9 protein-coding genes are annotated in these 12,600 nt (G+C 69.2%); all 9 read left to right on the forward strand.

Annotation, left to right across the window (positions count from 1 at the left end):
- Positions 1–4: 4 nt before the first annotated feature.
- The 9 genes from ACXJKB_RS04470 to rpoB all read left to right on the forward strand — a co-directional run bounded on the left by ACXJKB_RS04470 (position 5) and on the right by rpoB (position 12,585).
- On the forward strand, positions 5–1,279 hold the full coding sequence (locus ACXJKB_RS04470; RefSeq protein WP_300049558.1) for an MCE family protein: 1,275 nt from the start codon (positions 5–7) through the stop codon (positions 1,277–1,279).
- Positions 1,276–2,313 carry an MCE family protein gene (locus ACXJKB_RS04475; protein WP_457185805.1) on the forward strand — a complete coding sequence of 346 codons (1,038 nt, stop codon included), beginning with the start codon at positions 1,276–1,278 and terminating at the stop codon, positions 2,311–2,313. The genes ACXJKB_RS04470 and ACXJKB_RS04475 overlap by 4 nt, the downstream gene beginning before the upstream one ends.
- A complete protein-coding gene (locus ACXJKB_RS04480; RefSeq protein ID WP_457185807.1) occupies positions 2,310–3,272 on the forward strand; it encodes an MCE family protein in 963 nt (320 codons plus the stop codon). The genes ACXJKB_RS04475 and ACXJKB_RS04480 overlap by 4 nt, the downstream gene beginning before the upstream one ends.
- 3 nt (positions 3,273–3,275) lie before the next feature.
- Positions 3,276–4,436 carry an MCE family protein gene (locus ACXJKB_RS04485; protein WP_457185809.1) on the forward strand — a complete coding sequence of 387 codons (1,161 nt, stop codon included), beginning with the start codon at positions 3,276–3,278 and terminating at the stop codon, positions 4,434–4,436.
- Positions 4,433–5,890, forward strand: a complete 1,458-nt coding sequence (locus tag ACXJKB_RS04490; RefSeq protein WP_457185811.1) for an MCE family protein — start codon at positions 4,433–4,435, stop codon at positions 5,888–5,890. The genes ACXJKB_RS04485 and ACXJKB_RS04490 overlap by 4 nt, the downstream gene beginning before the upstream one ends.
- Positions 5,887–7,200 (forward strand): MCE family protein, encoded by a 1,314-nt coding sequence (locus tag ACXJKB_RS04495; RefSeq protein WP_457185813.1) that lies wholly within the window; start codon positions 5,887–5,889, stop codon positions 7,198–7,200. Before ACXJKB_RS04490 ends, ACXJKB_RS04495 begins: the two co-directional genes overlap by 4 nt.
- A gap of 46 nt (positions 7,201–7,246) precedes the next feature.
- The gene (locus ACXJKB_RS04500) at positions 7,247–7,936 is read left to right on the forward strand and encodes a hypothetical protein (RefSeq protein ID WP_457185815.1); all 690 of its coding nucleotides are present in this window, start codon (positions 7,247–7,249) and stop codon (positions 7,934–7,936) included.
- Positions 7,933–8,751 carry a J domain-containing protein gene (locus tag ACXJKB_RS04505; RefSeq protein ID WP_457185817.1) on the forward strand — a complete coding sequence of 273 codons (819 nt, stop codon included), beginning with the start codon at positions 7,933–7,935 and terminating at the stop codon, positions 8,749–8,751. Before ACXJKB_RS04500 ends, ACXJKB_RS04505 begins: the two co-directional genes overlap by 4 nt.
- A gap of 258 nt (positions 8,752–9,009) precedes the next feature.
- Positions 9,010–12,585: a DNA-directed RNA polymerase subunit beta gene (gene rpoB, locus ACXJKB_RS04510; RefSeq protein WP_457185819.1), complete on the forward strand. Its 3,576-nt coding sequence runs from the start codon at positions 9,010–9,012 to the stop codon at positions 12,583–12,585.
- The last annotated feature ends 15 nt before the right edge of the window (positions 12,586–12,600 follow it).

Genomic DNA, 12,600 nt, shown 5'->3' on the forward strand with positions numbered 1-12,600 from the left:
GGCGATGAAGACGAAGTCCCTGGGAGTCGTGTTCCTGGTCCTCATGCTCGGCGCGGTGTGGGCGACGTACGGCGTGTTCACCAAGAAGTTCACCGACTACGACGAGGTCACGGTCAAGGCGTCCAGGATCGGGCTCCAGCTGCCGCAGCGCGCCGACGTCAAGATCAAGGGAGTGATCGTGGGCGAGGTGCTCGACTACGAGCCCACCGCGGAGGGCGCGGACATCACGCTCGGCCTCTACCAGGACCGCACCACCGACGTCCCTCGCGACGTCACCGCCTCGATCCTGCCCAAGACGCTCTTCGGTGAGAAGTTCGTCTCCCTGGTGGTCCCCGACGGCGGGTCGTCCGCCCAGCCGATCGCGGACGGTGACGTCATCCAGCGCACCGACCTCTCCATCGAGGTCGAGCAGGTGCTCAGCGACCTCTACCCCCTGCTGCGCGCGGTGCAGCCGGCCGACCTCAACACCACCCTCAACGCGGTCGCGACCGCCCTCGAGGGGAGGGGCGAGCAGCTGGGCGAGACGCTCGAGACGCTCGACGACTACCTGACCCGCTTCAACCCCGAGCTCCCCGCCCTCATCGAGGACCTGCGGCTCACGGCACGGGTCTCCGACACGTACGCCGACGTGCTGCCGGAGGTCGCCACGATCCTCCGCAACACCATCACCACCACGTCGACGCTCGAGGACCGCGAGGACCGGCTCAAGGCGCTGTTCAACGACGTGTCGAAGCTGGCCACCGTCGCCGATCGCTTCACCCGCGCCAACGGTGACAACCTGGTCCGGCTCGCGGACCTCGGTGCGGCACAGCTCGAGGTGTTCGCCCGCTACGCACCCGGGTACCCCTGCCTGCTCGGCGGCATCGTCGGGGCGGGCAAGCTCCAGGCCGAGGCGTTCCGCGGCTTCACCCTGCACATCGTGTTGGAGACGCTGCCCAACCAGCCGCGCGGCTACGGCCCGCAGGACGTCCCGGTCTACGGCGACAAGCGCGGCTACCACTGCGGCACGCTCCCGTCGCCGCCGTGGTCCCAGAGCAACCCGCTGACCTCCCAGCCCGACTTCGTCGACGGTGTCGACGAGCCCACCGGCAAGGGCACCAGCCGCGTGGGTCCGGGCTGGTCCGGCACCGCTGCCGGCTTCGCGGGCGGGCGCGACGAGTCGGCGCTGCTCAAGTCGCTGCTCGCCCCGGGCCTGGGCGTCAGCACCGACGACGTACCCGACCTCGGTGTCCTGCTGGTCGGGCCGATGGCACGCGGGGCGGAGGTGTCGCTGCGATGAGCCGGATCCTCGACCTCAGGACCTCGATCGACCTCGTCAAGCTGCTCGTCTTCGTCGTCGTCACCTCGCTCGCGACCGCGGTGCTGGTGGTGACCATCGGCAACCTCGACTTCGGGTCGTCGCGGGAGTACAAGGCGGAGTTCACCGACGCCACGGGCGTCAACAAGGGCGACGACATCCGCGTCGCCGGCGTCCGGGTCGGCACGGTCAGCGAGGTGGAGATCGTCGACCGGACCCGTGCGCTGATCACCTTCTCGGTCGACCGCGACACCTCGGTCAACGGCGGCACCAACGCCGCCATCCGCTACCGCAACCTCGTCGGGCAGCGCTACCTCTCGCTCACCCAGGAGGTGGGCGACACCCGGCGGCTGCCGGCCGGCTCGACGATCCCGGTGTCGCGGACCACGCCCGCGCTCGACCTCACGGTGCTGTTCAACGGCTTCAAGCCGCTCTTCGAGGCGCTCTCGCCCGACGACGTCAACCAGCTGTCGTACGAGCTGGTCCAGGTGTTCCAGGGCGAGGGCGGGACCTTGGAGGGGCTGCTCGCGCACACGGCGTCGGTCACGTCGACGCTCGCCGACCGCGACGAGGTGATCGGCGAACTCATCGACAACCTGTCGCTGGTGCTCGACCACGTCGCCGACCGCGACAAGCAGCTCACCCGGCTGATCCAGTCGTTCCGCACGCTCGTCGGCGGGCTGAAGAAGGACCGCAACGCGATCCTCGGCTCGCTGGAGGAGGTCTCCACGCTGTCGGTCGAGACCGCGTCCCTCATCGACGGCATCCGCGAGCCCTTCGTGAAGGACATCAAGGAGCTGCGCGCGGTGGCCGGCAACATCGACAAGAACAAGGCCGAGCTCGACCGCGCCATCCAGGTGCTGCCGATCAAGCTGAACAAGATCGGACGCACCGCGATCTACGGCTCGTTCTTCAACTTCTACCTCTGCGAGTTCCAGGGGCGCGTGAACCTGCCCCGCGACGTCTCGATCCCGGTGAAGTACAACACCGGCTCCGACAGGTGTGATCTCGGATGAAACCGTTCAGGGAGCGCAACCCCGTCGTCGTCGGGGCCATCAGCCTCGTCGTCCTCGCCGTGACGCTGGTCGCCGCGCTGCGCGCCGACGACCTGCCGATCATCGGCGGCGGCGACACCTACCACGCGATGTTCACCGAGGCCGGCGGGCTCAAGGTCAACGACGAGGTCCGCATCGCCGGCGTACGCGTGGGCAAGGTCGACGAGGTCGAGCTCGCGGGCGACGAGGTGCGGGTGAGCTTCAAGGTCGACGACGCCGCCGCCTTCGGTGGCGAGACCCGCGCCGCGATCAAGGTCAAGACGATCCTCGGGTCGATGTTCCTGGCGCTCGAGCCCGCCGGCGGCGGCCGGCTCGACGAAGGGGCGACCATCCCGGCGGCGCGCACCTCCTCGCCGTTCGACGTGGTCGAGGCCTTCGAGGGCCTCGCCTCGACCTCCGCGCAGATCGACACCGACCAGCTCGCGGAGTCGCTCACCACGCTGGCCGACCTCACCCGCAACACCCCCGAGGAGTTCCGGGGCGCGCTCGACGGCCTGAGCCGGCTGTCGTCAAACGTCGCAGCGAAGGACGAGCAGCTCAACACCCTGCTGGTCAACCTCGAGCGCGTCTCGACCGTCCTCGACGAGCGCGACCAGGACATCGTCAAGCTGATGGAGGACAGCGACGTGCTGTTCCGGGCCCTGGTCGCTCGCCGCGAGGCCGTGCACGACCTGCTGGTGTCCAGCACGACGCTCTCCCAGGAGCTCACCCGGCTCATCGACCAGTCGCGCGAGGACCTCAAGCCGGCGCTCGCCCACCTCGAGAACGTCGTCGCGGTCCTCAACAAGAACGAGGACAACCTCGACAGCAGCCTGCGGCTGATGGCGCCGTTCTACCGCGTCTTCGCCAACACGCTCGGTACCGGTCCGTGGTTCGACACGTGGATCTCCAACTTCCCGCCCGTCCCGCAGGTGGGCTGACCCATGGACCTCGTGAAGCGCCTCCTCGTCCCGCTCGTCGTGCTGGGCTTCGTCGTCGCGGCGGCCGTCAGCTTCCTCGGCGGCGACACGTCCAAGACCCTCGTCGCCCACTTCCCGCGCGCCATCTCCGTCTACGAGGGCAGCGACGTGCGGGTGCTCGGCGTCGCCGTCGGGACGGTGGTGCGCGTCGAGCCGACCGGCACCGACGTGACCGTGACGATGACGTACGACGACGAGGTGAAGCTGCCGGCCGACGCCCGGGCGGTGATCATCGCGCCGTCGGTGGTGGGCGACCGCTACGTCCAGCTCACACCCGCCTACCCCGGCACCGGCAAGGTCCTCTCCGACGGCGCCGAGCTGACCGTCGAGGAGACGGCGCAGCCGCTCGAGCTCGACCAGATCTACGACAGCCTCGACCGCCTCAACGTCGCCCTCGGGCCCCGCGGCGCCAACAAGTCCGGCGCCCTCTCCGACCTGCTGTCCGTCACCGCCGACAACTTCGGCGGCCAGGGCACGACCTTCCGGCAGACGGTCAAGGACTACTCCCGGCTCAGCTCCACGCTCGCCGACAACAAGGAGGAGCTGTTCGGCTCGGTCGAGGCCCTCGGTGGCTTCATGGAGACCCTCGCCGACAACGACCAGACGGTCCGCCAGTTCAACCAGTCCCTCGCCGACGTCTCCACGATGCTGGCGGGGGAGCGCGAGGAGCTGGTCGCGGCGACGCAGAACCTCTCGGTGGCGCTCACCTCGGTCAAGGAGTTCGTCGAGGAGAACAAGGGCTCGCTGAGCCGCAACATCACCGGGATCAACCGGGTCGCCAAGGTGCTGGTGCGCCAGCGTGCGGCCCTCGACGAGATCCTCCACGTGGCACCCGGTGCGCTCAACAACCTCGCGCTGACCTACAACCCCCAGGCCGGCACGCTCGACACGCGCGCCAACTTCGGCGAGTCCATCAACCAGCTCGAGATCGACCCGGCCGCGTTCCTGTGCGGCTTCGTCGGCCAGGTCGAGCGCTCGGGGCAGGTCTGTGACCGGATCACCGAGCTGCTCGCCCGGCCCCGCGCCGGTGCGCTCGACCGAAAAGCGGCGCGGCTGCCCGCGCAGGACGTCTTCGACCCGACCCTCGGCGGCCTGGTCGCGCCGGACACGGAGGTGGAGCGATGACCCGGCTCAAGGTGCTCGTCCTCGGCGTGCTCGTCACGCTGTTCCTGTCAGCGTGCGAGGCCAGCGTCTACTCGCTGCCGCTCCCGGGCGGACCCGACGTGGGCGAGGACCCGATGACGGTCAAGGTGGAGTTCGCCGACGTCCTCGACCTGGTGCCGCAGTCGACGGTGAAGGTCAACGACGTGAGCGTCGGCAAGGTGTCCGCCATCGACCTCGAGGGCTACCAGGCCCTCGTCACGCTCGAGATCCAGCGCGACGTGGACCTGCCCGGCAACGCGGTCGCCGAGCTGCGCCAGACCAGCCTGCTCGGCGAGAAGTTCGTCGAGCTGAGCGCCCCCGACAAGGGCGCGATCGAGTCCCGGCTCCGGGACGGAGCGGTCATCCCCATCGAGCGGGCCGGTCGCAACCCCGAGGTCGAGGAGGTGCTGGGCGCCCTGAGCCTGCTGCTCAACGGCGGCGGCGTCGCGCAGCTCAAGACCATCACCCAGGAGCTCAACCGGGCACTCGAGGGCCGGGAGGACTCCGCGCGCTCCGTGCTGCGCAACCTGCGCACCTTCACCGGCCAGCTCGACGAGAACAAGACCGACATCGTCGACGCCATCGAGTCCCTCAACCGGCTCGCGCTGGCGGCGGAGAAGCAGCTGCCGACGATCGACAAGGCGCTGGACGAGCTGCCCAGCGCGCTCGACTCCATCGACCGCCAGCGCGACGACCTCGTCGAGATGCTCGCCGCCCTCGACCGGCTGTCGTCGGTCGCGGTCGACGTGATCACCCGCTCCAAGGGCGCCACCATCACCTCGCTGCAGCGCCTCGATCCGGTGCTGACCCAGCTCGCCGCGTCCGGTGACGACTTCACCAACGCGTTCCACGTCTTCCTCACCTACCCGTTCGTCGACGAGGTCGTCGGCCGGGACCCCCAGGTGGCACGCAACCTGCACATGGGCGACTACACCAACCTGTCGATCACCCTCGACGTCGACCTGACCGGGATCCCGACGACGATCCCGACCACGCTGCCGACCGAGGCGTGCATCCCGCTGAGCGCCCTGCCGCAGGACGGCCCGCTGCCCGACACCAGCAAGCTGTGCCAGGACGCGATCGACGCGATCAACGACTGCCTCGAGGGACTGCGTCGCGGCGACGCGGCGGCGTGCGTCGGCCTGCCGGGCTCGGTCATCAGCGTGGTGTGCAAGCAGTACCCCGTGCCCGGCCTCTGCGGGGGCTCGGGCGACCCGACCGTGCCGCTGCCGACGCCCACGCTGCCGACCGTCCCGGTCCCGACGCTGCCGACGATCACCGTTCCCGGCCTGCCCCTTCCCGGCCTGCCCCGGCCCGGGGCGTACCCCGCCGACGCCCCACCCGACAGGGGACGCGGACCGACGATCGGCGAGCTCGCCGAGGTGTACGACCCCGCGCTCGTGAGCCTCCTCGTCCCGGCGATGGTGACGCGATGATCACCCGCCGGACCAAGTTTCAGCTGCTCGTCTTCGCGATCATCACGCTGGTGGGCGTCAGCTTCGTGGGCGCCCGCTACGCGCGGCTCGACCGCCTCGTCATGGACCAGAGCTATGCCGTGGTGGCGCACTTCGCCGACTCGGGCGGCGCCTTCGCGGGGGCGGAGGTGTCCTACCGCGGGGTGCGCGTGGGCGAGGTGAAGGAGCTGGTCCTCACCGACGACGGCGTCGACCTCGTGCTCGACATCGAGGACGAGCACGACGACATCCCGGCCGACGCGCACGCGCTGGTCGGCAACCGGTCGGCCGTGGGCGAGCAGTACGTCGAGCTGCAGCCGCAGAGCGACGACGGGCCGTACCTGAAGGACGGCTCGGAGATCGCGCGGGACGTGACGACGACGCCGATCCAGACCGACACCCTGCTGACCCACCTCGACGAGACGGTCCGCAGCGTCGGCCAGGACGACCTGCGCACCGTGACCTCGGAGCTCGGTCTCGCTTTCAACGGAGCCGGCGACGACCTGCAGACCATCCTCGACAGCAGCAGCGAGTTCATCACCGCGGCGGAGCAGAACTTCGACGTCACCGTCGACCTGATCCGCGACAGCAACACCGTCCTCAACGGGCAGATCGACTCCGAGCGCGCGTTCCGCCGGTTCGCGCGGGACCTCTCGGTGTTCTCCACCACGGTGGCGAACCACGACCGCGACCTGCGCCGGCTGATCGAGGACGGCTCGCTCGGCGCCAACGAGCTGCGCGTCTTCCTCGAGGACAACGAGGTGGAGCTCGGCGACCTCATCAACAACCTGGTGACCACCGGCGAGATCGTGGTCAAGCACCTCGACGGCATCGAGCAGCTGCTGGTGATCTACCCCTACGTCGTCGAGGGCGGCTACACCGTCGTGTCGAGGTCACCCGGCACCGGCCTGTACGACGCCCACTTCGGCATGGTGCTCACCCAGGACCCGCACGTGTGCCTGGGCGGCTACGAGGGGACCGACCGTCGCTCTCCTCTCGACGGCAGCGACGCCGCGATGGACGAGGGCGCCGGCTGCACCGAGCCCGCCTCGAAGTCCAACGCCCGCGGCGCGCAGAACATCCAGGCGCCCCGCGCGGCCACCGGATGGGGTGCCGCGGACTTCGCGTACGACCCGGAGACGGGCGCCGTGACGTCCGACCCCGCAGAGATCGAGCGGCTCACCGGGTCGCGTGCGGCGGCGCCGCGCACGCTGGGCGAGGACAGCTGGAAGTGGCTCTACCTCGAGCCGTTGCTGGGCGAGGGCGTGACGTCCGGGGCAGCGGGTCGTTGACCCTCCAGACCCCTTGGAGGAGGGGTCGCAGCTCCAGGGAGGGAACATGTCCGTGCTGACCGACCTCGCCCGACCGGGCGAGTCCGTCGAGACCGGGTCCGTCGGGACCGGGTCCGCCACCGGCGACCCCGAGCGGCCGCCGCGGTGGCGGACCGTCCTCGCCGTCGCGCTCACGCTCGTCGTCGTGGCCTGCGTCGCCCTGCTCGTCTGGCTGACGGCCGGCGGGCGCGCGAGTGCCGACGGCGGCCTCGACCACTCCGAGGAGCGCGAGCAGGTGATGAGCCTGACCGACCAGTTCGTGAAGCGGCTCGGCACCTACAGCCCCGACATGCTCGACGACTCCGGGCAGATGCCCGACTACCGCGACCAGGTCCGGGAGGTGATCACGCCCAAGTTCGCCGCCGACTTCGACAAGGAGGTGGCCACGGCCGAGCAGCTCGTCGCCCAGGGGGGCATCACCCGCACCGCTGACGTCTTCGCCACCGCCGTCTCCTCCGTCGACGACGACTCCGCCCGGGTGCTGGTCGCCGGGGCGTTCACCGACAGCTACTCGCAGGGCGCGGGCAAGCAGGGATCGGGGAAGGCGCGGACCGTCGACCAGGAGCCGCTGCCGTTCCGCTTCACCGTCGACCTCGTGATGATCGAGGGGGAGTGGCTCGTCGACGACTTCACCCCCGTGAGCGCGCCCGCCGAGCCCGGGGCCGGCGCCGGCACCACCGAGGGGAGCGCACCGTGAACGACGCACCCACCTGGTACGACGTCCTCGATGTGCCGCGCGACGCCTCGAACGAGGATGTCCGCGCCGCCTGGAAGGACCGGATCGCCGACCTCGAGCCGGGCGACCGCCGCTTCGACACCCTCAACCGGGCCGCGAAGGTGCTCCTCGACCCGCCCGCACGGGAGGCGTACGACGAGACCCTCCCGGAGGCCTCAGCTGAGGCCGAGGAGGTGGCCGACGAGCCCCCGCTGGTCGACGAGGGCGCCCCGGCGCCCGACACGAGACCGGCCCGGACACAGCCCGGACTCGTGACACGAATTCGTCGTTCCTCGACCAGCGGATCGAGCGGCGTACCGACCTGGCTCCTGGCCGGCCTGGGCGTCCTGGCGGCCGGCCTGGTGGTCGCGACCGCCTGGACGTGGACGCAGGGCGCCGCCGCCGGGGACGACTCGGCTGCCCGGGCCGCCCAGGTCGCCGCCGAGCGCGCCGTCGTACCCGTGCTGTCGTACGACTACGAGTCGCTCGAGGCCGACCAGCGGGAGGCCCAGGCGCTGATGACCGGGGGCTACCGCGAGGAGTACGACAAGCTCTTCACGGTCCTGGAGGACAACGCGCCGCAGACGCAGACGAAGGTCAGCGCCTCGGTCGTCGCCTCCGGGGTCGTGCGGGCGAGCGACGACCGGGTGCAGGTGCTGGTCTTCGTGGACCGCCCCACGACCAACAAGCTCAACGCCGAACCGGTGGTCTACAAGGACCAGGTGACCGTGTCGATGCAGCGCGTGGACGGCGACTGGCTGGTCGACGACCTGATCACCTCCCCCACCCCGGGGTAGGTGCGGCGCAAGGCGACGGTCGGCAGAACGGGGGCCAATCGGCGCGTTCTGCTTGACCCGGGGCGACGTGGCGTTCATAGTCATGGCCAACGCGTGGAGCTGACCCTCTGGGAAATCGACCCCGCGTTTGTGGCGTGTCCTGAGTTGCGCTATCGTGTCTCCTTGCGCCTGCCCTCAGATGCCCGACGCCTTCCGGACGGCTGTTGCGGTGGTCGGCGGCGCCGATCACTCGCTCATCTGTGAGGACACCTCTTGGCCGTGCGCAGCTCTGCTGGTAACCACCGTCGCACCTCTTTCGCAAAGATCACCGAACCTCTCGAGGTTCCCCCCCTCATCTCGCTCCAGACGAGCAGCTTCGACTGGCTGGTCGGCGGCGAGCGCTGGGAGGCGGAGGTGGCTGCCCGTCGGGCTGCCGGTGAGGACGTCTCCGAGAAGACCGGTCTGCAGGAGATCTTCGAGGAGATCTCCCCGATCGAGGACTTCTCCGAGACCATGATGCTCTCCTTCGACAACCCGGTCTTCCTCGACGAGAAGTACACCGAGGAGGAGTGCAAGGAGAAGGACTTCACCTACTCCCGCCCGCTCTACGTCTCGGCCGAGTTCATGAACCACGAGACCGGTGAGATCAAGGGCCAGACGGTCTTCATGGGCGACTTCCCCATGATGACCCGCAAGGGCACCTTCATCATCAACGGCACCGAGCGCGTCGTCGTCTCGCAGCTCGTGCGCTCGCCCGGCGTCTACTTCGAGTCGAGCCCCGACAAGACGTCCGACAAGGACATCTTCACCGCCAAGCTCATCCCGAGCCGCGGCGCCTGGCTCGAGTTCGAGATCGACAAGCGCGACCTGGTGGGCGTGCGTCTGGACCGCAAGCGCAAGCAGAACGTCACCGTCCTGCTCAAGGCGCTCGGCTGGACCACCGACCAGATCCGCGAGGAGTTCGGTCAGTACGAGTCGATGATGCTGACCCTCGAGAAGGACAGCGTCCGCTACGAGGTCGTCTACGAGGAGCTGCAGAAGAAGGCGCGGGGCGAGGCCCCGACCGCCGAGCAGGTCAACGACGAGGTCACCCGCCTCGCGCTGCTCGACATCTACCGCAAGCTCCGTCCGGGCGAGCCGCCGACGGCCGAGGCCGCGCAGACGCTCCTCAACAACTACTACTTCAACCCGAAGCGCTACGACCTGGCGAAGGTCGGCCGCTACAAGATCAACAAGAAGCTCGGTCTCCACGAGGCGTTCGACCAGCAGACGCTGACCATCGACGACGTCGTGGCCGCCATCCGCTACGTCGTGCAGCTGCACGCCGCGGGTGTCCAGGCCGACTCGCCCGACCTGGTCGACGCCGAGGGCAACGTCGTCGAGGGTCCTGACGGTGCTCCCGTCAAGGTCCAGCCCGACGACATCGACCACTTCGGCAACCGCCGCATGCGCACCGTGGGCGAGCTCATCCAGAACCAGCTCCGCACGGGCCTGGCCCGCATGGAGCGCGTGGTCCGCGAGCGGATGACGACCCAGGACGTCGAGGCCATCACGCCGCAGTCCCTGATCAACATCCGTCCCGTGGTCGCGGCGCTGAAGGAGTTCTTCGGCACCTCGCAGCTCTCGCAGTTCATGGACCAGACCAACCCGATCGCCGGCCTGACGCACAAGCGTCGCCTGTCGGCCCTCGGTCCCGGTGGTCTGTCCCGCGACCGCGCCGGCATGGAGGTCCGTGACGTCCACCCGTCGCACTACGGCCGCATGTGCCCCATCGAGACTCCTGAAGGCCCCAACATCGGCCTGATCGGCTCGCTGGCCTCCTACGGTCGGATCAACCCGTTCGGCTTCGTCGAGACCCCCTACCGCCGCGTGGTCAAGGGTGTCGTCACCGACGAGATCGACTACCTGACCGCCGACGACGAGGACCGCTACGTCATCGCCCAGGCCAACGCGCCGCTCGACTCGAAGATGAAGTTCGTCGAGGACCGCGTCCTGGTGCGTCAGCAGAAGGGTGAGGTCGACGCGATCCTGGCCGAGGAGGTCGACTACATGGACGTCTCGCCGCGCCAGATGGTGTCGGTCGCGACGGCCCTGATCCCCTTCCTCGAGCACGACGACGCCAACCGCGCGCTCATGGGCGCCAACATGCAGCGTCAGGCCGTCCCGCTGGTCGTCAGCGACAGCCCGCTCGTCGGCACCGGCATGGAGTACCGCGCCGCCGTCGACGCCGGTGACGTGGTCGTGGCCGACAACGCCGGAGTGGTGAAGGAGGTGTCCGCCGACGCCATCGAGACGATGAACGACGACGGCACCTACCAGACCTACAAGCTGGCCAAGTTCAAGCGCTCCAACCAGGGCACCTGCATCAACCAGCGCCCGCTGGTGAAGGCCGGCGACCGTCTCGAGGTCGGCACGCCGATCGCCGACGGTCCCTGCACCGACGACGCCGAGATGGCGCTGGGCACCAACCTGCTCGTCGCCTTCATGCCCTGGCAGGGTCACAACTACGAGGACGCGATCATCCTCAGCCAGCGCCTGGTGCAGGAGGACGTCCTCACCTCGATCCACATCGAGGAGCACGAGGTCGACGCCCGCGACACCAAGCTCGGCCCCGAGGAGATCACGCGGGACATCCCGAACATCTCCGAGGAGGGCCTGGCCGACCTCGACGAGCGCGGCATCATCCGCATCGGCGCCGAGGTCACCACCGGTGACATCCTGGTCGGCAAGGTCACGCCCAAGGGCGAGACCGAGCTCACCCCCGAGGAGCGCCTGCTCCGCGCGATCTTCGGTGAGAAGGCGCGCGAGGTGCGCGACACCTCGATGAAGGTGCCCCACGGTGAGTCCGGCACGGTCATCGGCGTGCGGGTCTTCGACCGCGAGGAGGGCGACGACCTTCCCCCCGGCGTCAACCAGCTGGTCCGCGTCTACGTCGCCCAGAAGCGCAAGATCTCGGTCGGCGACAAGCTCGCCGGACGCCACGGCAACAAGGGCGTCATCGCCAAGATCCTGCCCGTCGAGGACATGCCGTTCATGGAGGACGGCACCCCGGTCGACGTCGTGCTCAACCCGCTGGGTGTGCCGCGACGGATGAACATCGGCCAGATCCTCGAGCTCCACCTCGGCTGGCTCGCCAAGCAGGGTTGGGACCTCGACCTGTCCGGTGAGAAGGGCAACGCCGACTGGAAGCAGCGCCTGATCGACATCGGCGCCGACAAGGCCACTCCCAACACGAAGGTCGCCACCCCGGTGTTCGACGGTGCGCGCGAGGACGAGATCACCGGCCTGCTCGGTGCGACGCTCCCCAACCGCGACGGTGAGCGGATGGTCAAGGAGGACGGCAAGGCCGCCCTCTTCGACGGTCGCTCGGGAGAGCCGTTCCCGGAGCCGGTGGCTGTCGGCTACATGTACATCCTCAAGCTGCACCACCTCGTCGACGACAAGATCCACGCTCGCTCGACCGGCCCCTACTCGATGATCACGCAGCAGCCCCTGGGTGGTAAGGCCCAGTTCGGTGGCCAGCGGTTCGGTGAGATGGAGGTCTGGGCGATGGAGGCCTACGGCGCCGCCTACGCCCTGCAGGAGCTGCTGACGATCAAGTCGGACGACGTGCCGGGCCGCGTGAAGGTCTACGAGGCCATCGTCAAGGGCGAGAACATCCCCGACTCCGGCATCCCCGAGTCGTTCAAGGTGCTCGTCAAGGAGATGCAGTCGCTCTGCCTCAACGTCGAGGTGCTGTCGCAGGACGGCAGCGCGATCTCGCTCAAGGACGCCGAGGAAGACGTCTTCCGGGCGGCCGAGGAGCTCGGCATCGACCTGTCCCGTCGCGAGCCCAGCTCCGTCGAAGAAGTCTGAGGTGACGTCCGGGCG

It is taken from the genome of Nocardioides sp. P5_E3, assembly GCF_054049275.1.